Below are 21,954 nucleotides of genomic sequence, written 5' to 3' on the forward strand. Positions count from 1 at the left end.
CAGCTGATGCTGTTGGCTTAGTAGAAATACTGTCAACGTATTTTAGGACGAGACAAAAGCATAACTCAAAATACTCATATTCAGATACTTCAGCTCATAATACAAGCCGCTCATAGTCCAGAAGCTTTCAAAGCCAATATTGAACCTTAAAGCACATCTACTTAAAGATCTCAGAGCGATGAAAAAATGGCTATGAATTTTTCAATTTCTAAGTGATTGTTCCGCTGAAATAAATAACACTTTATTTGTGTGGGCAACCGACTAAATGATCATTGACCATACCTGTTGCTTGCATAAATGCGTAACAGATTGTTTCTCCTACAAACTTAAAGCCTCTCTTCTTCAAAAACTTACTCATCGCTTTAGATTGCTCTGTAGAAGCGGGAACTTGAGACATCTCAGTCCATTGATTCACGATCACTTCATTATCAACAAATTGCCATAAGGCATTAGAAAGAGAGCCGAACTCTTTCTGTAATTCAAGCGTTGCTCGTGCATTGTTGTATACCGAAGCAATCTTACCCCTGTGTTTAACCACATCGAAGTTTTCAATGATGTGCGGCACGTTGTCTTCATTCAGCTCAGCTAGCTTGTTTAGATCGTAATTATCGAACGCGGCACGATAGCCTTCACGCTTTTTAAGGATCGTAATCCAACTCAGACCTGCTTGAGCACCTTCTAAAGTAATGAACTCAAACAGAACTTGGTCATCATAAACAGGCACGCCCCACTCTGCATCGTGGTACTCCCTTTCAAGCTCATGTTTAAGCGCCCATGCACACGTTCTATCCACTGTATTAGCTTCCATTTCGATGGTCTCTTTTAGTAATCATACATAAAAATAATGCCCCAATTAGGGGCATTATTTCAAAGGTCAGTTGACGTTAAGCCACTTCAATTTTATGGAACAAACGATACAGCACAGGCACTACGATTAGCGTGAGTACAGTCGCAAAGCCTAAACCAAACATGATGGTTACTGCCATTGGTTTGAAGAAGATATCCGGTAGTAGAGGGATCATACCTAGAATGGTGGTAATCGCCGCCATACATACCGGGCGAACACGACTCAGAGCCGCATCAACAACCGCTACATACGGATCTTTACCAGATTTCATCTCAATCTCAATTTGATCAAGTAGTACGATACCGTTCTTCAGAAGCATCCCAGATAGACTCAAGAAGCCCAACAGCGCCATAAAGCCGAATGGTGTATTCAAGGCTAGCAAGCCTGTCGTCACCCCTATCAACGCCAATGGAACCGTTAACCAAACGATCAGAGGCTCTTTCACCGAGTTAAACAAGAACACAGTGATTAAGAACATGAACAAGTAACCCAGAGGCATGGTTGTGAACAGTGACGCCTGTGCATCTGCTGACGACTCATATTCACCCCCCCATTCCAATGAGTAACCCGGAGGCATCTCAATCGCTTCAATCTGTGGTTGTAAGCGTTTCTGTAGAGTTGAGGCCGTCTCTTCACCCAATAGATCAGGATCCGCCATTACCGTTAGCATACGCTTACGGTTCTTACGGATGATCAGTGGATCTTCCCATTCTAGCTCGTAACCTAACGTTACTTGTTGAAGTGGGATGTACTCACTTAATGCTGGGCTCCAGATCTTCATGCCTTCGATGTTACGAATATCGACACGCTCGTCTTCAGGCAAACGAGCCACAATCGGCATTAACGTTGTACCATCACGATACACACCAATCGACTTACCAGAGAAAGACATTGCTAGGAAATCATCAACGTCAGATTTAGTAATACCATAACGACGCGCTTGGCTTTCATTGAACTGAGGCTCTAATACCTTAGTTCTTTCACGCCAATCGTGACGAACGTTAAATGCGCCTTCATCAGCACGCATGATGTCCATCACTTGTGCAGCGATTGAACGTAAAACCGTTGGATCAGAACCCACAATTCGCGCTTCAATTTTCGCACCGCCACCAGGACCTAATTCGATCTGTTTAAGCTTGTAGTCAATCTCTGGGAACTGACCATTTACATGTTCACGGAAGCGTTTCATTAGCCCTTCAAGTACTTCATAACTTTTCACACGAACCGTTATCTCGCCGTAAGCGCTATAACTTTTCTCTGGCGCATAAGTCAGCATGAAACGTTGCAGGCCTTTACCCGCGGTTGTCGTGATATGTTCAACTTCGTCCTGCTCAGCTAGCCAACTCTCAAGCACTTTAAGCTTGGTATTGGTCGCTCGAATATCGGTACCTTCTGGCATCCACACATCCACTTGGAACATAGGTGTGGTTGAAGACGGGAAGAAGGCTTGCTTAACGAAACCAAAACCGTACACACTCGCGCCTAAACCAATAATCAGAACAAACATGGTTAACCAAGCACGCTTCATACAGAACTCAAGGAAGTTTTTGTAGATAACAAAAACCATCCCGTTGTATGGGTCCTTACCTTCGTTATCTGGATCGACCTTCTGACCTTTAAAGAACATGTCGGCAAAGAACGGCGTGAGCGAGATGGCAGTAAACCAACTCAGCATCAAGGAGATCAGTAACACCGTGAACAAGGTGCCACAGTATTCGCCTGTTGAGTCTTCAGATAAACCAATTGGAGCAAACGCAGTCACCGCAATAACCGTCGCACCAAGCAGCGGCCATTTGGTTTGGGTTACGATATCGGTGGCGGCCTGCATCCGGGTTCGCCCCTTCTGCGTGCCGATCAATATCCCTTCCACCACCACAATGGCATTATCCACCAGCATCCCCAAGGCGATAACCAACGCGCCCAGTGAAATACGTTGTAGGTCGATCTTGAAGTACTGCATGAAAATGAATGTACCGAATACGGTCAATAGCAGTATCAAACCAATCAATAGGCCCGATCTTAGTCCCATGAAGAACAGTAACACCACGATTACGATCGCAACCGCCTGCCCTAAACTCACCACAAATCCGCTTACCGACTTGTTCACCTCTTTAGGTTGGTTATAAACCTCGGAGATGTCGATACCGACGGGTTGTTGATATTTAAGCTCGGCGAGTCTTCGATCAAAGTCTTCACCCACTGCGACCACGTTCACGCCTTGCGCAAAAGAGACACCCAGGTTAAGCGCGAGTTCGCCGTTATAACCAATGATGTTACTCGGTACCTCAACGTAACCACGGGTTACATTCGCCACATCTTTTAGATAGATAAGCCCTTGAGCGCCACCTTCTGTCAGAATTAAATCGCCAAGCTGCTCAACATTCTGGAACTCACCCGTTGGATGGATTCGAATATATTCATCACCAATCCTTACCGCTCCTGCACTTGATACAATATTTTGAGTCGATAAAAGGTTAAATACCGTGCTTGGAGACAGACCCAGAGAGCTTATCCGTTTCATCGATATCTCAATGAACACTTGCTCTTGTTGTTGGCCGGAAACGGAGACTTTACTGACCCCATCAACCAACTCTAGCTCTCGCCTTAGGTAATCAATGTAATCCAGCAGCTCTTTGTAGCTATAGCCATCCCCCGTCACCGCCAGCAAAATACCGTAAACGTCACCGAAATCATCGATGACTTGAGGATCATTGACGCCGGGTGGCAGTTCAACCTTGAGATCATTCACTTTTCGGCGAAGTTCATCCCATATTTGCGGAAGATCATCTGGGCCGTAGTTGTTCTTCATCGTCACCGTTACCTGTGATAGGCCGCGGCTAGAGATAGAGTTCACTTCGTCCACATAGGTAAGTTGTTGAATCGCTTTTTCTAGTGGGTAAGTAACTTCTTCTTCAACTTGTTGAGGTGTGGCCCCTGGGTAAGAGGTCACAACCATCGCATCTTTGATGGTAAAGGCAGGATCTTCTAAACGACCCAAGCCGAAAAAGGCAGAGACACCACCAATAAGAAAGATCAGAGATAGCATCCAGCTAATGACTTTGTTACGTATAAAGTAAGAAGCAACACCTGTGATCTGATCATCACCCTGTTGATCGTCATTTTGGGGCTTGTTATTTACTTCACTCATTGTTCGTCTCCTGAGACAATACTTCCACTGTCATCCCATCTCGCAATCGCGATACGCCTGCAACAACGACATGCTGCCCCATTTCTAATCCTTTCATGATCTGCAATGTTTTCTGATTGGCTTTTCCTATTACGACTTGCTGTTTTGAGACGGTACTGTCGTCATTAAGCACCCATACAGAAGAGTTCTGGCGCGTTAAATCATCGCCATCCGCATTAAACACAGCTTCGATTGGGATAAGTACCCCAGCTTTTAACTCCAAGCCGATATCTCGCCCATTTGACGTCACCTCAACGGCCATACCATCCAGAATCAAATCATCTTCCGGCATAGGTAGAGCAAGCGTCACCGTGAACGTGCCCGTGCTTGGGTCAGGTTCAGTGGTAAACTCCTTAATAGCCGCCGTGTATTCATTGCCACTGGGTACTCTTACCACAGCCTCAACATTCGATAACAGCTGTTCGCTAGGCTGATTCACGTAAATCTGGTCAGGCAGTTGGATAACAACCTCAACATCCTCGACACTGTGAATGTTCACAACCTGCTGGCCTACCTGAATATTTTCATATTGATCGACACTGACACGAGAAATGATCCCATCAACAGGAGCACGAAGCTTAGTGAACGACAAGCGCAGTTTTGCGAGTTCCAGCTCGGCATAAGCGATCTGGCGTTGAGCAGCAATTTCATCAAACTGTGACTTCGCCAATAAGCCTTTCTTCACTAGCGGACTTGAACGTCTGTATTGGCTGTTAATTACCGTGTAACGCGCCTGAGCATTGTCGACATCCAGTTGATAATCGGTAGGGTCAAGCTCTGCAATGATGTCTCCTTGTGAAACACGCTCACCTTCTTTCACATCAAGCTTATTGATTTCACCAGCGACTCGAAAGCTGAGATGAGCCTTCTCGGCAGCGTTTGCAACCGCTGGGAAATAGAGTTTGTCGCTAAAGTCGATGACTGAAATCTCGATAGCTTTAACCAAGGGCGTGTTATTCACTTCTACAACTTGTTTATCTTCACAAGCCGTAAGTAAAGCCAAACACGACAGTCCAGCGGCCACTTTAAGTGTTTTCATGTTATAGCCCCCTTTCCTTGATCCACTCTCGAACTTTAACGCCCGGTTCAAGACCATTAACACCAGAAGTTACGATGCGATCACCATCGTTCAACCCTGAAACAATATGGCGCTTTTCATCGATGATGATTGCGACATTTTCAACAATACCGTCGCTATTCACGCGCCACACAGAGACATCATCGCCATCAGTCATCATTGCTGATGTGGGAATTTTTGTGGCGGCTGCTAACGCTGAAACTAAATGAACTGTGCCTGACATACCCGGCAAAATACCAACATCGGTGGGTCTTTCCATTACCATGGTGACTTTGTACGACCCGGTTTTGGGATCCGCTTCAGTATCAACTTCTTGGAATGCTAAAGCGTAGGAGCTACCAGGGAAAGCATCAAAAACCATGGTTGCATCCGTCTCAAACCCTGAAGAAAAGCGCGTGATAAGTTGGTCGGGTAATAAGAATACGACTTTGAGGATTTGATTGGTTTGAATATTCATCACGCCTTGTTTGGCAGCGATATATTCATGGTTTTCAGCAGGAATGATGGAGATAGTACCATCGTAAGGCGCAACCAAAGTGGTATAACGTAGGTTGGCTTTTGCTTGGTTAAGCACCGCTTTAGCAGAATTATGATTAGCTTTCGCTTGGTCGAAGTCTTGCTCAGATACGACGCGATCTTTGCGCAACTTAATGGAACGTTGGTATTGAACATCGGCAAGCTTAAAGTTGGCTCTCGCTTGCTTCTCTAACAACTGATATTCGTCAGGATTAAGCGTTGCAAGCCCATCACCTTTGGTAACCTGTTGACCAGATGTGACATCGATAGTCTGAAGTAGCCCTGGAACACGAAATGCCAGTACTGCTTTGTCACCAGCTTCTGTGGTGGCTGGAAAGCTACGTTCAAAAGCATTACTACCGACGGAGACAGTGAAGAGTTTGGCGGGTCTAGAATCAGGTTCAGGTACGGGAGGAAGCTCCTTACCACACCCAGACAACCCAGCTAAGGCTGTCAATAGGACAACGGAGGCTCTATACATTAGTGATCATCCATAACTATAAATATTTTTATAACATAGATTAATTACATGTAACTTACCAGTTAACGTAAGATTTATTTAGACAAAATTATTAAAAAAAATAACGGCTTGGAATAAATTTTCCTAAACCGTTATCTAATGTTTTTCAGGTTTACCACTACATGTTCTTAAATGCGCGGTCGACTTTGAAAGTATCCGAAGTCACATAAGCTTCCATATTGCGGACACTGGTCTCTAATTTCTGGAAATCACCCTCTAAAGTGCCCAGTAACGACTCTGCGGTTTGCCCTTTTTCCCAAGGTTTTTGCTTGAGCGTGTGCTCTTGTTTGGCCTTCATCTGATCGACATACTGAGGTGGTTGTTTTTCAAGCATAAATGTCAAAGCTACATACGCTAATAACACCAAAAAGCTACCACCAAGCAGTGCCGCCGAGATAACCAAGATGCGAACCAACCACACTTCAAGGCCAAAGTAGTTCGCTAACCCTGCACACACTCCAGACAACTTACCGTTAATAGGATCGCGATACAGTTCTCTACTCATAGTTTCGTCTCCAGTTAGGTGACTCCGCATCCAGTATTTTTTCTAGCGTTTTCACTCGATCTTGCATCGATTCAGCTTGAGCAGAAAGCTTGTGCAAACGCTGAAGATCCGTTTCTGAAAGACCATTACTGGATTTCTTCTTGCTGCGGTAATGTAAGAACAACCATAGCGGTGCCACGAAGATTAAAAAGACAATCAGTGGGCCTGCAATTAGAAATGTTGACATAGACAACTCCTAAAATTATTTATCGCGGTTTTCAACTTGTTGCTTCAGTTTCGCCAGCTCTTTTTCAATTTCATCTTGAGCTTGTAGATCTGCAAATTCTTGGTCTAACGATTTTGCGTTACCTGTTTTGGCGTAAACATCTGCTTCAGCTTCTAATTCATCCACTTTACGCGAGAATTGCTCAAACTTCGCCATTGCTTCGTGGGTTTTGCTTGAATGCAGATGCTTTTGAACATCACGACGATTGCTTGCCGCATTATTACGAATCATTAATGCTTGCTGCTTCGCACGTGTTTCTGCGATTTTGGTTTCAAGCTTGCCAATCTCACTGGTCAGCTTTTCGATGGTTTCGTGAACCAAGGTTTGCTCTGTGTGAAGGCTTTTGATTATATCTTCAAGTTTTTGCTTTTCTATTAGCGCCGCTCTAGCTAAGTCTTCACGTTGTTTAGTTAGTGCTAGTGTCGCTTTATTTTGCCAATCTAGAATCTGAGTTTCGATAGCTTCAACTTTACGCGCTAACTCTTTTTTATCTGCGATAGCTTTAGCGGAGTTAGTGCGAACCTCAACCAGCGTATCTTCCATTTCTTGGATAATCAGGCGAATCATCTTTTCAGGATCTTCAGCCTTGTCTAAAAGTGCACTGATGTTCGAATTTACAATGTCTGCAAAGCGAGAAAAAATACCCATGAGGAACTCCTTAATTACAATGATGGCAAATGCGTTTCAAATCGTTGTGCGACTTTATCAATCCACTTGCTCAAAAATTTACGTTTGTTGTTAAACCTACCATAAATAATCCAAGTAGCGTGCCAACTTTTAAGCCATTTATTATCAGTTACTTACAATAAAATGGTGATTAACTCGAACCATGCTATGATGAATTTAGCCAAGTATTGGTATTTTTCACCACTATGGCTCTTACATGACCTCTCCAGCGATTAATTCATACAAGGACCCGCTATGCAGCAGAACCTCATTGGTGAATCACCTAGCTTTCTCTCTGTGTTAGATAAAGTGTCCCAACTCGCACCAATCGAAAGACCGATTCTGATCATTGGAGAGCGTGGTACGGGTAAAGAGTTGATCGCACAAAGACTGCATTACCTTTCAAGACGTTGGGATCAACCTTTGATCTCATTGAACTGCTCAACCTTAAGTGAAGGTTTGATTGATTCAGAACTGTTTGGTCATGAATCGGGATCCTTTACGGGTTCGAAAGGGCGTCATCAAGGTCGTTTTGAAAGAGCAGAAGGCGGAACGCTGTTTCTGGATGAGCTGGCGACCACTCCCCTTGCGGTTCAAGAGAAACTACTGCGCGTTATTGAATACGGGCAATATGAACGTGTCGGTGGGCAAAAGGCGCTAAGTGCCAATGTCAGACTGGTGTGTGCAACCAATGCCGACTTACCAGACATGGCATTAAAGGGCGAATTCCGAGCAGACCTATTAGATAGACTGGCGTTTGACGTCATTACTATCCCTCCTTTGCGTGAGCGAAAAGAAGACATCATGCTACTGGCAGAATATTACGCCATTAAGATGTGTCGTGAATTGGAATTGGAGTTGTTTGTTGGCTTTGCCCCCTCTGCCGTTGAATCGCTTTTGGATTATTCTTGGCCAGGGAATGTACGAGAACTCAAAAACGTCATTGAGCGAGCTATCTATCAGCACGGAAAAGATCCATATCCTATTGAATATTTGGTGTTTAACCCATTTAAACCCGCATGGAAAACAGAGCAAGATTCCTCTCCGGAAACTGGCAATGAGCCGTCTAACAGCCATACTTCATCAGAGAGCTTGTTTTCTTTGCCGCTTGATTACAAAGCATGGCAAGAACAACAAGACATCAAGCTACTCAACCAAGCCCTCAAACAGAGCAAATATAACCAGAAACAAGCCGCAGAATTACTTGGGTTAACCTACAACCAATTGCGTGGAATGGTGAGGAAGTACGCGATTGTCGGACAAGCTAACGATAAATAGCTGTCCACGCTTGATTATTATTTGGAGCCGAATAAATAAAATGTTAAATTGTCCGGATCTTGAGGCTCCTCTAACGCCTCGTTTCGAAAAGTATTTCTTTTTATGAAAGCACTAATAAGACTATCACTGAGCATCTGTACGCTGAGCTTTCTCGCTGGATGTGGTGAGAGTGTGAATCACGAGCAAATCCGTGAAAAAGGCTTCATTTATTGCGGCCAAGGTAATCCTAGTACCTTCAACCCACAGCTGGTTGATAGTGGCATTACCGCAGAATCGCTGAGTCCTCAAATTTTCGATACACTGCTCACTCTTGATCCGATGACGTACCGACCAAAACAGAACTTGGCGACAAGTTGGTCTGTTGATAAATCAGGTACAGAGTACACGTTCAAACTGCGCCCAAATGTTGCGTTCCAAACGACAGACTGGTTCACCCCAACTCGTAGCATGAATGCACAAGATGTGGTGTTTAGCTTTGAACGTGTCATTGATAGTTCAAACCCATTTCATTATGTGGGTGGCGGCCTATACCCGTGGTTTGCCGGAATCGACTTCAAGACCCTGATTGTCGATATCACCGCGGTTGACGACCTAACAGTGAAATTCCAATTAAGTCGCCCAGACAATTCATTTCTCAATAACATCGCCACCAGCTATGCGGTCATTCACTCTAAAGAGTATGCCAATCAGCTCATTGCAGCGGATGAGAAAAATCGAATCGATTCCAATCCAGTCGGCACTGGCCCTTTCTACTTGGATGAATACCAAATCAACGACCTAGTGCGCTTGAAAAAGAACAAGCACTACTGGAAGGGTGAAGTACAAATGGACCAAGTTGTGTTCGATACTTCGCAACGTGGAACAGGCACACTTGCCAAGCTTCTGCGTAGTGAGTGTGACGTGCTCAACTCACCAATTTCTAGCCAAATCCCTATTATTCAGGCTCATGAAGAGTTGAAGATTTCTGCTACTCCGGCGGTTAATGTCTCTTTCATCGCGCTGAATACTGAGCACCCTGCACTGCGTGACTCTCGAGTTCGTAAAGCGCTCAACTTAGCCATCAATCGTCAGAACATTCTTGATTCTGTGTATTACGGTACAGGAACCAAAGCCTACACCTTGCTTCCTCCGACTTCTTGGGCTCACCAAAAAGACAGCGTTCAAGTTCGCTACGACCGAAACTATGCGGTTGCGCTTCTCAAAGAAGCTGGCGTTGAACCTGGGTTAGAGCTTTCAATGTGGGTACCACTAGAGCCACGCGCATACAATCCAAGTCCAAGAAAAACGGCAGAACTTATCCAAGCAAACTTAGCCGATATTGGTATTGAATTGAAACTCTATACCGACGACCGATTTGACCGCACACAGTTGTCCTCTATTTCCTCAACAGACTTGTTGCTTACAGGCTGGATAGGCAATACCGGTGACCCGGACAACTTCTTACGTCCGCTGCTCTCATGCAGCTCTGAGCGTGCAGGGTTAAACGTCTCGATGTGGTGTAATTCAGACTTTGATTTCCTTCTCGACTTAGCATTAGAGATCAATCAACAAAGGCACCGTGTGAACTTGTACCGACAAGCCCAAAACATTCTCAATGAAGAAGTTCCTGTGATTCCTTTAGCTCATGGCGTGCAATTTCGCGTGCACGATCGTTCGCTAACAGGCTTTAAAGCAAGTCCTTTCAATGCCCAACCTTTTGATCAAGTCAGAAGAGAGGTGCAGTAATGTTTTGGTATACATTGAGACGTGTAAACTTATTCGTTATTACGCTAGGAATTCTGACCTTGGTAGGTTTTTCCCTGCTTCGATTAGACCAAACCTCACCTTGGGCAATTCAAGATTTTTGGCCCGGTTGGATTAGCTATATCACTGAATTATCGACGCTAAACTTTGGCCTAAGCAAACAAGGTGTGCCTATCATCGATGAGTTGGTCCTGGTGTTCCCTGCAACGCTAGAGCTGTGCTTCTTTGCCTTTGTGTTGGCACTCATCATCGGTATCCCTTTCGGCACCATTGCTGGTATGAGACAAGGTAAATTTGTTGATACCACCATATCGTTCACCTCAATGGCCGGTTACTCTGCGCCTATATTTTGGGTCGCGTTGCTGATGATCATGGTGTTTTCACTGCACTTTGAAATGTTCCCAGTTGGTGGCCGATACGACCTACTTTACGAGATTGAACACGTGACTGGATTCGCGATGATTGACGCCTTTTTTGCCGAGGGTCGCTACCGTGCGCACGCACTACAAAGTGTTATCGAGCACATGGCGTTGCCTTGTCTTGTTTTAGCACTGGCGCCAACGACTCAGGTCATCCGATTGATGAGAGCGTCAGTGGCTGAAGTAATGACGCAAAACTACATCCGCGCTGCGCGAATTAAAGGTCTTTCCACTAGAGAGATCATCACGCAACACGTGCTAAGAAACGCGATACCTCCGATTATTCCTAAGGTCGGTGTTCAGCTATCGAGTATGTTAACGCTTGCTATTGTTACCGAGTCTATCTTTAACTGGCCGGGCATTGGCCGCTGGTTATTGGATGCCTTATCGAATCAAGATTACGTTTCAATTCAAGCTGGTGTAATTGTGGTGGCTACCTTAGTTTTGACCGCTAATATTCTGTCCGATCTACTGGGCGCGATGATCAATCCACTGGTAAGGAAGGAATGGTATGCTAACAAATAACGTCTACCAAGAAGAACAGATTCCAACCCAGTTCGAACGTTTCTGGCGCAGCTTCCGCAGCAATAATCTAGCGATGTTTGGCTTGTGGTGTTTGGTGCTTATCATTCTGGTCACCGTCACTTCACCGTGGCTAGCCCCGCATGATGCACAAGAACAAACCGGTCACCTATTAACGCCGCCCTCTTGGGATCCTGCGGGAACGGTAGAATACTTTTTGGGTACGGATGACTTAGGCAGAGATATTCTCTCTCGCCTAATAATTGGCTCTCAGTTAACCTTCGGCGCCGCGGTGGTGATTACCTTTATCGCAGCCGTCATTGGTTGTCTGATTGGCGTACTTGCTGGTATGACGCGCGGTTTACTATCAAGCACGCTAAACCACCTGCTTGATACTGTTATGTCGATTCCATCTCTTCTGTTGGCGATTATCTTCGTGGCATTCCTTGGCTTTGGGGAGTTTAATATCTTGCTCGCCTTGTGCTTGGCACTGATCCCGCGCTTTATACGCTCGGTGTACATTGCCGTGCATGCTGAAGTAGAAAAAGACTATATTCTGGCTTCTCGCCTTGATGGTGCGAACGATTTTTACCTGCTATGGAACTCAATCCTTCCGAACATCCTTACCGTGATCGCTCTTGAAGTTACGCTGGCACTGTCAGTCGCAATTCTTGATATCACGGCTTTAGGTTTCCTAGGGCTTGGCGCTCAAGCACCGAGTACCGAATGGGGCTCCATCTTGGGTGATTCGGTCGAGTTGATTTACCTTGCGCCATGGACAGTTACCCTACCCGGCTTAGCTATTATGTTTACAGTTATCGTGATTAACCTCGTCGGTGAAGGTGTTCGCCAAGCGCTAAATGCAGGAATCGAATAATGCCGTTACTTGATATTCGACATCTAACCATCGAGATTGAGACCCCTCAAGGGATGGTTAAAGCCGTAGATCGAATGAGTATTACCCTCAATGAAGGGGAAATTCGTGGCTTAGTAGGTGAATCAGGCTCAGGTAAGAGTTTGGTTGCAAAAGCGATCGTCGGAGTATGTAAAGAAAACTGGAAGGTTTCTGCAGACCGAATGCGCTTAGGTAATATCGACCTACTGCAACTGACGCCGAAAGAAAGACGCCGAGTGATCGCCCGCGATATCGCAATGATCTTCCAAGAGCCATCAACGTGTCTTGACCCTTCTGAAAAAGTAGGTAACCAGCTCGTTGAAGCGATCCCTTCCCATTCGTTTGAAGGTCGTTGGTGGCAACGATTTAAGTGGCGTAAGAAGCAAGCGATCGCATTACTACACAAAGTCGGCATCAAAGACCACTCTCGCCTAATGGACAGTTACTCTTATGAGCTGACAGATGGTGAGTGTCAAAAAGTCATGATCGCAATGGCGATCGCTGCCAAGCCAAAAGTCTTGATTGCTGACGAGCCAACCAACGATTTAGACCCAATTACACAGTCTCAAATATTGCGTCTTTTGAGTCGTATGAACCAGATCAATAACACCACCATCGTGTTGATCGGCCATGACTTAACCACCATTACCCAATGGGCGACTCGCATTACCGTGATGTACTGTGGTCAATCGGTAGAATCCGCTGATACACCGAAGCTGTTGGATGCACCAAAGCACCCGTACACCGTTGCTTTGTTAAAAGCGATGCCAGACTTTAACGACTGGATTCCCCACAAGGAGAAGCTCCAGTCTTTGCCGGGGTCAATTCCACCGCTGCAACATCTTCCTATTGGTTGTCGATTAGGGCCTCGCTGCCCATACGCACAAAGGCAGTGTGTCGAGATCCCACATACGAAACGTATCAAGAACCATAAGTTCAACTGTCACTTCCCTCTGAATATGGAGAAGAAAAAGAAATCATGAGTGCATTATTAGAAGTCAGTGATTTGTCTAAAGACTTTACGACTCGCTCTGGTCTTTTCCGAAAAAAGATTCATCAGGCGGTGAAGCCAGTTAGCTTTTCTCTTGAAGCAGGCCAGACAATTGGTTTTATCGGCCAGAATGGTTCTGGCAAATCAACATTAGCCAGAATGCTCGCAGGCATGGTGGAGCCAACCGCAGGCGAGATCCGCGTGAATGGCGAAAAGCTAGAGCACAAAGACTACTCGACTCGTTGTAAGCTGATTCGAATGATCTTCCAAGATCCGAATACGTCACTTAACCCGCGCATTCAGATCGGTCGAATTCTTGAAGGTCCATTAAAGCGAAACACCAACATGCCTCCAGAAGCTCGTATGCGTCGTGTGAAAGACACACTACTGCGCGTAGGCCTTCTACCGGAACATGCGTATTTCTACCCTCAGATGCTTGCTGCAGGCCAGAAACAAAGGGTTTGTTTGGCTCGTGCCTTAATACTTCAGCCATCCATCATTGTTGCTGATGAAGCTTTAAATGGTTTGGACATGGCAATGCGCTCGCAAATCATCAATCTGTTCTTAGAGTTACAAGAAGAGATGGGCGTATCGTTCGTTTATGTATCTCAACACCTCGGTATTGTTAAGCACATTACCGACAAGATTATTGTCATGCATGAAGGCAATGTGGTTGAGAGTGGGGAAACAGATCAAGTGCTAACCAATCCAACTCACCAAATCACCCAAAGATTGGTTGAGAGCCATTTCTCCAAAGCGCCGAACCACTAACCTGGAATCACGCTACATTTAGCAGAGGGGAAAAGTATGTATCGAACAGCTTCAATGCTTCCCCTCTTGTTGGTGCTGTTGTCCTTTAACGCGACAAGCACACCGCTCACATGGCTAGATAGAAGCTTCGTCTTAACTGCCTTTTATAACGTCGCGCTTCAACACGAATACTCCCAAGGCAACAAACCGCTCGCCAAGTGGAAACAACCGATCAAGATTTGGATCGATCATCGAGTGGGCGATGAGGAACTGCATCAAGAGCTCACAGAGCTTCATATCAAACACTTATCTGAAGTCACCCAACATCCAATAACAATCGTCAGTAAAGAGTCCGAAGCGAACGTTAAATGGATATACACAAGGCAGAGCCAGTGGGTATCTGAGGCGAAATCGGTGCTCAAGCTCAAATCAACTCAACATTTAAATAGCGCCATCTGCACGGCGGGCTATAGAACCAATTCTAAAGGCGAGATTGTATACGCTGGGATTGTAATCCCAGTTGATCAGGCAAGATCGCGAGGTAAGCTGGTCGCCTGTATCGTGGAAGAGATCACACAAGTTCTAGGCCTGCCGAATGATTCAGATAAAGCCTACCCTTCTATTTTCAACGACCACACGCCAGAAGACTTATTATCGCCGTTAGACGTAGTGCTACTGCAATTGCTGTATGAACCAGAATTGAAAGCTGGAATGACAAAATCTGAAGTAAAACCTATCGTTCGAAAGATACTCAAGAGATACAGCAAAACAGGTGTGCTTCAGCAAGCTTCTAAAGCCGCACAGCAAGCGCCTTTGTATCAGTTGATTGGGTATTGACGAATATACGTTGGAAGCAGCTTAGATGGGATAATTGAATGATAGCGCTGCCTAAGAAAGGCAACGCTGACTTACGATGTTACTGTATTACGAAAGAACTAGCGCTTAGCTGCCTGCTTTTTCAATTCGAAGTCGAACTCATCCGGGAACAAGATAACGCCTTCTTCTTGCTCGTTCGGGAATACTACAACAGCAAGTTCGTCGTCTTCTAGACCGTTCGTCCAGCGACTGTGCCATTTGTTCAACGAAATAGACTCAGCTTTACACTCAGACCAATCACCCGTTGCCCATGATTCTGCGAACTCTTGGTTTGGCCATACTGGAACACAATCTTCATCTTCTGTGTTCAGCATTACACAACCGTGTTCATCGGTTAAGATCCATACTTCACGGTTTGCTACGATTTCTTTCACACAGTATTTCAGGCGTTGCTCGCCCGTGTACTTGTTGATTTCAGCGATTTTTTTATCGTCTAGCTGTGTAGTCATCTTAATTTCCTACTTTAGTCAGTAACTTTGCTCTTAAAGCTATTTTATGCCGAGTGTTGTTAACTTCAAACATTATCGATGAAGAAGAAAGTCTACTTCAAAGAAAAACGCCTGCTAAATAAGCAGGCGTTTAATATTAAGCGACTTGATTAAACAAGCTCACCTTGTAGCCAAGGCCAGCCTTGCTTCTTACGGCTTAGTGTATTTTCCATCATTAATACGCCGCCTTTCTCGTGCTTAACCAATTTCTCAGCCCACTCACCTTTGTATAGAAGACGAGTTTGAGCAGTAGTGATATCTGTTAGCATTACCGCAGCGAACGCTAGACCGTCTTTCTCACAACGCTCTTCAAGATCAGCTTCTAGCGCTTCGATCATGCCGTCTACTTGCTCAAGAGTCGCAAGTTCAACTTGACCAACAACAACATCACGACCGTTGAATGGGTAGCCTTTAAGGTCTTTTTCTACTAGCTGTGCAGCAGATAGGCCTTCGATGTTTGTTTTTGCGATTAGAAGCGCTTTGATGAATGCATCAACGTCAGTTACGCCAGCAATTTCAGCAAGCTCAGCAACCGCGTCTTTGTCTTTTTGAGTACATGTTGGAGAAGCGAAACCAACTGTGTCTGAAAGAATTGCAGACATCATTAGTTTAGCGATTTGTTGAGAGATTGCGTGACCTTCAATCTTGAACATGTTGAAAAGTACAGTGTTTGTACAACCAACAGGCCAGATCCAAGCTTCCATTGGGTTTACTGTCATCACGTCGCCTAGACGGTGGTGATCAACAATACCTACGATCTCTGCATCAGCAACATCATCTGGTGCTTGTGCTAGATCTGAGTAGTCTACTAGCCAGATTTTCTCACCAGCAACAGAAGTACGAAGCTCTGGCTTTTCAGCACCAGCGACTTCTAGAATGTGTTGAGTTTCGCGGTTGATCTCGCCTTGGCGAATTGGTGTCGCTTCCTCGCCACGAGCCTTAAGAAGCTCAGTTGCAACTAACGCACTACAAATACTGTCACTATCAGGGTTTTTGTGACCAACAACTAAAATCATGTTTCTTCCTATTACACTAACAATTATGACTCTACCTTTAGAGCCTCTCTTTATTAGCCATACTTTACCTCATTTTTTTAGATTGGTCATGTTTCGTGGGTTTAGCCAATAGTAACAATAGATAAAAAAACAACAAATGCAATTGATAATTATTATCATTCGTATATATTTATCTTAAGCCACTAATTTTGAGTAACACCTATGGATCGACTAATCTCTTTTTTGCCAAGCAGTAGTGCTGCGAAAACAACTCAGTTTTCACTGTCATTTAAGCGCCTGCTTTTGCCTGTCTCACTTGCAGCTTTGGTTGCAGCCCCAGCTACACGAGAGCTGACGGTGACTACTTTGTCAGACGCGTTTTGGGCAGTGTCTTGTTATGTTGCTTTAACCTTGGCTATTTACCACTGGTTAAGTCTGTACATAAACAAAGATAACGTCTTCAATAAGCTCGTCCATCAATCTCGTTCAAACCAAGTGGTATTCGCGGCTCTCATGGGCGCGTTGCCCGGCTGTGGCGGTGCGATAGTGGTAACCACACAATTTATCTCGGGAAAACTCGGATTTGGTGCGGTAGTTGCGGTGCTCGTCTCAACCATGGGTGACGCGGCGTTCCTGCTCATAGCGAGCGAGCCTAAGACAGGTTTAGCCATGATGGCGATGGGCGTGATCGTGGGTACTGCGTCAGGCCGAATCATTAACTTGTTTCACGCAGACGACTTCTTACGCCCAAAAAAAGCAGAGAAAAATGAAGTGGTGAGCAGCTGTGCTTCTCAATCTCAAGACAAAGAATCGGTCTCTAAAAAAGCGATAAACCTGCAAGGTTACCTGTGGTCTGTACTGATTATTCCGGGTGCTGCCGTTGCCCTACTTGGCTCTTTTCAAGTCGATGTGAACGAGCTGCTCGCTTTGCCTGAAATGTCGATGGAATGGGCGGGGACAGTTTTGCTGATCAGCTCGATGTTTCTGTGGGGGCTAACCCGTGAAATTGAGGATTACAAATCAGCCGTGAGTGAGGACGAAAAGTGTATAGGCTCTCACCCATTGCAAAAGACCGCTCAAGATACAAACTTTGTCACCGCTTGGGTGGTGGTTGCCTTTCTTTTCTTTGAATTTGGCTCTGTGATAGCAAATGTTGATTTTGCGACGCTATTCTCAAGCTGGGGCATCATGCTCCCCCTGGCTGGCGTGTTGATGGGTTTGCTACCGGGCTGTGGACCGCAATTATTGGTCACTAGCTTATACCTTTCAGGCGCCCTGCCACTTTCGGCTCAGGTAGGTAACGCAATTTCAAATGATGGTGACGCGCTATTCCCTGCGATTGCGATGGCTCCCAAAGCGGCACTGGTCGCGACCTTATACTCTAGTGTGCCCGCACTAATCTGTGCTTATAGCTACTGGTTTATATTTGAGATCTAACTTGAGTAGAGTTAACTCCATAGGCTTCTGTAAGGTCGGTACTTTGTATCGGCCTTTTTGTTTCCGCCTGCTTAAGTCTTTCCACAGGTTCTTTTTACATTCCCTTCCTGCTTCACTGCTTCTACCACCTCTCTCAAACAGCGCGTTACAGCCTGTCTCAAAAACGCCCTCTATTAGCCCTGTATAATGCTTATTTAGAAACACCAACACTGATATCAAAAATACAAAAAGCCCCTGTAAGAGTGCTTACAGGGGCTTTAATTCAAGCTTTAATCTTGGTTCTTAAGACAAGACTTAAGAAACTTCGATTGGACCACCGAATGAAGTTACTGGAGGCAGTTTGCCTTGGAACTTCTCGAAATCAACCAAACATGTGTTTGCTGACGTTGCTTGAGCAAGTTCAGACGTACCGATATCTTGAGTCAGTGTGTTTGGATCGCCGTATGTATCTAGCGCGCCCACTTTCTCGTTGATCGGACCGTACCAAGCACCTTCTTCGATACGAACAACACCAGGAGCGTAGCTATCCATTAGAACAGCACCTGCTAGTAGTTGACCACGGTCGTTAAACACACGTACTACATCGCCATCTTTGATGCCTTTCTTCTTAGCATCTACTGGGTTGATGTAGATTGGCTCACGGCCTTGTACCGCGTAAGTCGCACGCCACTCTTCAGATTCACACATCTGAGAGTGAAGACGCTTGTCTGGGTGACAAGATTGTAGCCAGTACGGGTGCTTGTCAGAGCCTGGACCACCGTGTGAACGTTCAGATTTCTCGAACCACATTGGGTGTTCTTGACAGTGCTCGTAACCCATGTTGCCAACAGTACGGCTTGTGATTTCGATGAAACCAGAAGGCGTGCCTAGTGCGTTGATCTCTGGATCTTCACGGAATGAAGCGTGACGAGTCCATGGCTTACCTTTGCCGAAGTCTAGGAAACCTTTCTCCCAGAACTCAGCAAACTCAGGCATTTCGAAGCTACCTTCGTTTGATGCGCGACATTCGTCGTACAGAGATTTAACCCACTGCATTTCGTCCATACCACGCGTGTAATCGTCGTAACGACCCCAACGCTTAGTTAGGCTAGACATGATCTCGAAGTCAGTCTTAGACTGGAACAGAGGATCCACTAGCTTGTGCATTGCGATCAAACCACGGCCAGAGTATGCGCCATAACCATCAATATCGTTTCGTTCCCACTGAGTACATGCAGGAAGCACGATGTCAGAGTGACGACAAGTTGCAGTCCAAGCAAAATCAACAGCCACTACAGTTTGTAGGCTCTTGAATGCTTTACGCATCTTGTTGCGATCTTGGTGGTGGTGCCACGGGTTGTTACCACTAAATACCATCATCTTGATATCAGGTAGTGTTACCGTTGAACCATTCGCTTTGATCTTCTTACCAGGCTCTAGCAAGCTATCAACCCAACGAGCAACTGGGATTACGCGGCTGTAGCCGTTGTAATCTGTGTTGGTGTACTTAGGTGATTGACCTTGGTCGATGTTCAGCGGGAAAGAACCCGGAGCAGCGAAGCCAGTTGAAGATACACCGATACCAGAGTAGTGGTGACCGTAAGAGATACCACCGCCCGGTAGACCAATTTGGCCAACCATTGCTGCGATAACTGCACACATCCAGTAAGGCTGTTCACCGTGCTCTTGACGTTGGATACTCCAACCAACAAGAATCTGTGTACGACCGTTAACCAGCATCTTAGCGAAGTCACGAATAGAGTCCGCGCTTGCGCCACAGATAGCAGAAGCCCATTCTGGCGTCTTCTCAACTCTGTCTTTCGTTTCACCTTGAACGTACTTGATGAAATCTTCAAAACCTAGACAGTAAGTTTCGATGAACTTCTTGTCGTATAGGCCTTCGTTGTAAAGAACGTGAGCAACACCAAGCATGAACGCCACATCAGTTTGTGGGTTGATGTACATTTGCTCGTTTTCTAGGTAACGACCTGTTTTGTTTTTAACAGGGTCAACAGAAACAACGTTGATCTCTTTCTTAGCAACTTTTTCTTTCAGCTGTTCTAGGTATGCGAACGACTCGTGAGTCTCACATGTCCAACCTACTTGAAGGTTTTTAACTGGATCGTTACCCCAAAGAACAATGTTGTCACTGTTTTCTAGGATAAGTTCCCAAGATGTACCTTGTGCGTAAACTTCAGTAGAACCTAGCACGTAAGGCATGATCGTTTGACCAGCACCTGTTGAGTAGTCACCGATTTTCTTCACAGAGTAACCGTGAAGTGCCATTGCACGTTGCATGTGGTTAGTACAGCTATGGAACTGACCTGTTTGTCTCCAACCAGTTTGACCTGTGTGAAGCGCCCATGGACCGTAATCTTTCTGTACGCGCTCTAGCTCGCGGTAAACAAGGTCTAGTGCCTCATCCCAAGTCACACGAATAAAGCGGTTGTTACCACGCGTGTCTGCGCTGTACTTATGCTTCTTCAACCAATCTAGGCGAACCATTGGGTAACGCACACGTGATGGGCTGTAGATAATACCTTTAATACCTTTCAGCATCTCTGTTGGGTGCTGATCGATTTCTAGAGGTTTAATTTCTTGTACTTTACCCGCGTAAACGCGAGCTCGGAATGCACCCCAGTGAGAACCAGAGACTTTCCACGCGCCGTCTGTTTCTGCAGCAGATGCTGAAGCCGACGCCAATAAGCTTGGACCGATAACCGATGCCGCACTTGTCGTCGCGACACCTTTCAGAAAACTTCTTCTTGTAATTGCCATTGTGTTACTCCAATTGACGTCTTATTAGTGATGGCCTTCAGAAAAATCTGATGAGTGCTTCTGTAGATACTTAAGAACAAGTGCTTCTGTATCTGTATCGAAGTTAACGAATGCAATCATACCATCTAGCATGCCTACCCAACCGTTAGCGCTGAAGTGAGCTTCATCTGGCTGTGAGTGACACGTTGAACAGTTAGATTGGTACGCTTGACCAGCTGCGTTCCAGATTGCATCGAAGTTATCAACCATAGACTCTTTCTTCATCCAAAGTGCTAGGTTAACTTCTTCCCAAGGAAGGCCAGTTAGCTCATCTTCTTTCTTCTCACCAACAGTGATTACGTCACTTTGAGATACTTCTTTCGTCAAGATTGCAGTCGAGATGTTCATACCGAAGTCTTCTTGGATTACACGTCCGAAGCCTTTCGCTTTACGCCAACCGTCGATTTGAATCTTGATCATGTCGCCTTTTTCGTCGATCACAGCAACTTTACTTGCAGGGCTTAATAGACCCGCTTCAACTTCAGCTGTTTCATCTGTGTACATTGGTAGGTGACGAATAGAGATCACGTCTGAACCATTTGCGTAAGATGTGCTGCTTGCTACGTTTTCTAGCTCGCCAACAATACCGCTCGCTGATGCCATATCTAATGGAAGGTTGTGAGCAATACCTTTGTGACAGTCAACACAGCTTTGATCACGCTCTGCCGCGTTCTTCATCTGGATACGCGCTGTTGGGCGCATGTTTTCGAAATCCATTGAATCGTAGTTGTGGCAGTTTTTACACTCTAGAGATTTGTTCGAAGAGAAGCGATCCCATTCGTGTTTAGCCAGTTCGATACGACGAGCTTCGAATTTCTCAGGCGTATCTAGGTCACCAAATACTTGAGCGAATACTTCTTTAGAAGCTTGCATCTTACGAGCGATTTTTGCTGTCCATTCATGTGGAACGTGACAGTCAGGACAAGTAGCACGTACACCAGAAGTGTTTTTCCAGTGAACCGTTTCTTGTAGTTCTACGTATACGTTGTCACGCATGGTGTGACAGCTTACACAGAATTCTTCTGTATTTGTGTGCTCTAGAGCTGTGTTAAAACCGCCCCAGAAAATAACACCGGCGATAAAGCCACCCATAGTTAGTACACCAAGACTGATGTGTACTGCTGGGCGAGTCATTGTGCGCCATAATTTAACTAAAAATGATTTCATGTTTAGCTCTCTT

The 21,954-nt window shown here is 45.4% G+C and carries 19 protein-coding genes; 8 read left to right on the forward strand and 11 right to left on the reverse strand.

The genetic code is table 11. The annotated features are described in order from the left end of the window. Positions 1-241 precede the first annotated feature (241 nt). From AB6D93_RS10915 to pspA, 7 genes are all read right to left on the reverse strand, one after another. On the reverse strand, positions 242-808 hold the full coding sequence (locus tag AB6D93_RS10915; protein ID WP_017065337.1) for a DNA-3-methyladenine glycosylase I: 567 nt from the start codon (positions 806-808) through the stop codon (positions 242-244). A gap of 76 nt (positions 809-884) precedes the next feature. Continuing rightward, positions 885-3,995, reverse strand: a complete 3,111-nt coding sequence (locus AB6D93_RS10920) for an efflux RND transporter permease subunit (protein ID WP_017060313.1) — start codon at positions 3,993-3,995, stop codon at positions 885-887. Further along, positions 3,988-5,073, reverse strand: a complete 1,086-nt coding sequence (locus AB6D93_RS10925) for an efflux RND transporter periplasmic adaptor subunit (RefSeq protein ID WP_102332937.1) — start codon at positions 5,071-5,073, stop codon at positions 3,988-3,990. Before AB6D93_RS10925 ends, AB6D93_RS10920 begins: the two co-directional genes overlap by 8 nt. A gap of 1 nt (position 5,074) precedes the next feature. Then, entirely contained in the window at positions 5,075-6,109 is a 1,035-nt protein-coding gene (locus AB6D93_RS10930; protein ID WP_017086192.1) for an efflux RND transporter periplasmic adaptor subunit, read from the reverse strand. 157 nt (positions 6,110-6,266) lie between these two features. Further along, positions 6,267-6,653: an envelope stress response membrane protein PspC gene (gene pspC / locus AB6D93_RS10935; protein WP_029222097.1), complete on the reverse strand. Its 387-nt coding sequence runs from the start codon at positions 6,651-6,653 to the stop codon at positions 6,267-6,269. After that, a complete protein-coding gene (gene pspB / locus AB6D93_RS10940) occupies positions 6,646-6,879 on the reverse strand; it encodes an envelope stress response membrane protein PspB (protein WP_004734605.1) in 234 nt (77 codons plus the stop codon). Before pspB ends, pspC begins: the two co-directional genes overlap by 8 nt. 15 nt (positions 6,880-6,894) lie before the next feature. Beyond that, positions 6,895-7,566: a phage shock protein PspA gene (gene pspA, locus AB6D93_RS10945; protein WP_004734604.1), complete on the reverse strand. Its 672-nt coding sequence runs from the start codon at positions 7,564-7,566 to the stop codon at positions 6,895-6,897. A 273-nt stretch (positions 7,567-7,839) separates the two neighbouring features. Here pspA and pspF point away from each other — a divergent pair, with 273 nt between their 5' ends. The 7 genes from pspF to AB6D93_RS10980 all read left to right on the forward strand — a co-directional run bounded on the left by pspF (position 7,840) and on the right by AB6D93_RS10980 (position 15,019). Continuing rightward, complete coding sequence (gene pspF, locus AB6D93_RS10950) at positions 7,840-8,862, forward strand: phage shock protein operon transcriptional activator (protein WP_017060309.1); 1,023 nt, start codon at positions 7,840-7,842, stop codon at positions 8,860-8,862. A gap of 102 nt (positions 8,863-8,964) precedes the next feature. Beyond that, on the forward strand, positions 8,965-10,587 hold the full coding sequence (gene sapA, locus AB6D93_RS10955; RefSeq protein WP_017060308.1) for an ABC transporter substrate-binding protein SapA: 1,623 nt from the start codon (positions 8,965-8,967) through the stop codon (positions 10,585-10,587). Then, positions 10,587-11,549, forward strand: a complete 963-nt coding sequence (locus AB6D93_RS10960) for an ABC transporter permease subunit (RefSeq protein ID WP_102332938.1) — start codon at positions 10,587-10,589, stop codon at positions 11,547-11,549. The genes sapA and AB6D93_RS10960 overlap by 1 nt, the downstream gene beginning before the upstream one ends. Beyond that, positions 11,536-12,423 (forward strand): putrescine export ABC transporter permease SapC, encoded by an 888-nt coding sequence (sapC, locus tag AB6D93_RS10965; RefSeq protein WP_017065331.1) that lies wholly within the window; start codon positions 11,536-11,538, stop codon positions 12,421-12,423. The genes AB6D93_RS10960 and sapC overlap by 14 nt, the downstream gene beginning before the upstream one ends. Then, on the forward strand, positions 12,423-13,424 hold the full coding sequence (locus AB6D93_RS10970) for an oligopeptide/dipeptide ABC transporter ATP-binding protein (protein ID WP_017060305.1): 1,002 nt from the start codon (positions 12,423-12,425) through the stop codon (positions 13,422-13,424). The genes sapC and AB6D93_RS10970 overlap by 1 nt, the downstream gene beginning before the upstream one ends. Continuing rightward, positions 13,421-14,203 carry an ATP-binding cassette domain-containing protein gene (locus AB6D93_RS10975; RefSeq protein ID WP_017060304.1) on the forward strand — a complete coding sequence of 261 codons (783 nt, stop codon included), beginning with the start codon at positions 13,421-13,423 and terminating at the stop codon, positions 14,201-14,203. Before AB6D93_RS10970 ends, AB6D93_RS10975 begins: the two co-directional genes overlap by 4 nt. A 36-nt stretch (positions 14,204-14,239) precedes the next feature. Continuing rightward, entirely contained in the window at positions 14,240-15,019 is a 780-nt protein-coding gene (locus AB6D93_RS10980; protein WP_102332939.1) for a DUF2927 domain-containing protein, read from the forward strand. Positions 15,020-15,117: 98 nt separating this feature from the next. Here AB6D93_RS10980 and AB6D93_RS10985 read toward each other — a convergent pair whose 3' ends face one another. Both AB6D93_RS10985 and AB6D93_RS10990 read right to left on the reverse strand, forming a co-directional pair. Then, a complete protein-coding gene (locus AB6D93_RS10985; RefSeq protein WP_004734596.1) occupies positions 15,118-15,507 on the reverse strand; it encodes a DUF2750 domain-containing protein in 390 nt (129 codons plus the stop codon). A 149-nt stretch (positions 15,508-15,656) separates the two neighbouring features. Beyond that, a complete protein-coding gene (locus AB6D93_RS10990; RefSeq protein WP_017065328.1) occupies positions 15,657-16,562 on the reverse strand; it encodes a manganese-dependent inorganic pyrophosphatase in 906 nt (301 codons plus the stop codon). Between the two features lie 201 nt (positions 16,563-16,763). Here AB6D93_RS10990 and AB6D93_RS10995 point away from each other — a divergent pair, with 201 nt between their 5' ends. Then, positions 16,764-17,978, forward strand: coding sequence for a putative manganese transporter (locus AB6D93_RS10995; RefSeq protein ID WP_102332940.1), 1,215 nt, complete (start codon positions 16,764-16,766; stop codon positions 17,976-17,978). 294 nt (positions 17,979-18,272) lie between these two features. On the opposite strand, the gene torA is transcribed toward AB6D93_RS10995, so the two are convergent. Together torA and torC are read right to left on the reverse strand one after the other, a co-directional pair. Further along, positions 18,273-20,735, reverse strand: coding sequence for a trimethylamine-N-oxide reductase TorA (gene torA / locus AB6D93_RS11000; RefSeq protein WP_102320260.1), 2,463 nt, complete (start codon positions 20,733-20,735; stop codon positions 18,273-18,275). Between the two features lie 24 nt (positions 20,736-20,759). Next, complete coding sequence (gene torC / locus AB6D93_RS11005) at positions 20,760-21,941, reverse strand: pentaheme c-type cytochrome TorC (protein WP_102332941.1); 1,182 nt, start codon at positions 21,939-21,941, stop codon at positions 20,760-20,762. Between the last annotated feature and the right edge of the window lie 13 nt (positions 21,942-21,954).

Origin of the sequence: Vibrio sp. 10N.247.310.23 (assembly GCF_041467155.1) — a bacterium.
Classification (GTDB): Bacteria; Pseudomonadota; Gammaproteobacteria; order Enterobacterales; family Vibrionaceae; genus Vibrio; species Vibrio crassostreae_C.

Coding starts and splice junctions, on each gene's coding strand:
- AB6D93_RS10915 (WP_017065337.1), bottom strand. CDS start 808: ATGGAAGCTAATACAGTGGATAGAACGTGTGCATGGGCGCTTAAACAT.
- AB6D93_RS10920 (WP_017060313.1), bottom strand. CDS start 3,995: ATGAGTGAAGTAAATAACAAGCCCCAAAATGACGATCAACAGGGTGAT.
- AB6D93_RS10925 (WP_102332937.1), bottom strand. CDS start 5,073: ATGAAAACACTTAAAGTGGCCGCTGGACTGTCGTGTTTGGCTTTACTT.
- AB6D93_RS10930 (WP_017086192.1), bottom strand. CDS start 6,109: ATGTATAGAGCCTCCGTTGTCCTATTGACAGCCTTAGCTGGGTTGTCT.
- pspC (WP_029222097.1), bottom strand. CDS start 6,653: ATGAGTAGAGAACTGTATCGCGATCCTATTAACGGTAAGTTGTCTGGA.
- pspB (WP_004734605.1), bottom strand. CDS start 6,879: ATGTCAACATTTCTAATTGCAGGCCCACTGATTGTCTTTTTAATCTTC.
- pspA (WP_004734604.1), bottom strand. CDS start 7,566: ATGGGTATTTTTTCTCGCTTTGCAGACATTGTAAATTCGAACATCAGT.
- pspF (WP_017060309.1), top strand. CDS start 7,840: ATGCAGCAGAACCTCATTGGTGAATCACCTAGCTTTCTCTCTGTGTTA.
- sapA (WP_017060308.1), top strand. CDS start 8,965: ATGAAAGCACTAATAAGACTATCACTGAGCATCTGTACGCTGAGCTTT.
- AB6D93_RS10960 (WP_102332938.1), top strand. CDS start 10,587: ATGTTTTGGTATACATTGAGACGTGTAAACTTATTCGTTATTACGCTA.
- sapC (WP_017065331.1), top strand. CDS start 11,536: ATGCTAACAAATAACGTCTACCAAGAAGAACAGATTCCAACCCAGTTC.
- AB6D93_RS10970 (WP_017060305.1), top strand. CDS start 12,423: ATGCCGTTACTTGATATTCGACATCTAACCATCGAGATTGAGACCCCT.
- AB6D93_RS10975 (WP_017060304.1), top strand. CDS start 13,421: ATGAGTGCATTATTAGAAGTCAGTGATTTGTCTAAAGACTTTACGACT.
- AB6D93_RS10980 (WP_102332939.1), top strand. CDS start 14,240: ATGTATCGAACAGCTTCAATGCTTCCCCTCTTGTTGGTGCTGTTGTCC.
- AB6D93_RS10985 (WP_004734596.1), bottom strand. CDS start 15,507: ATGACTACACAGCTAGACGATAAAAAAATCGCTGAAATCAACAAGTAC.
- AB6D93_RS10990 (WP_017065328.1), bottom strand. CDS start 16,562: ATGATTTTAGTTGTTGGTCACAAAAACCCTGATAGTGACAGTATTTGT.
- AB6D93_RS10995 (WP_102332940.1), top strand. CDS start 16,764: ATGGATCGACTAATCTCTTTTTTGCCAAGCAGTAGTGCTGCGAAAACA.
- torA (WP_102320260.1), bottom strand. CDS start 20,735: ATGGCAATTACAAGAAGAAGTTTTCTGAAAGGTGTCGCGACGACAAGT.
- torC (WP_102332941.1), bottom strand. CDS start 21,941: ATGAAATCATTTTTAGTTAAATTATGGCGCACAATGACTCGCCCAGCA.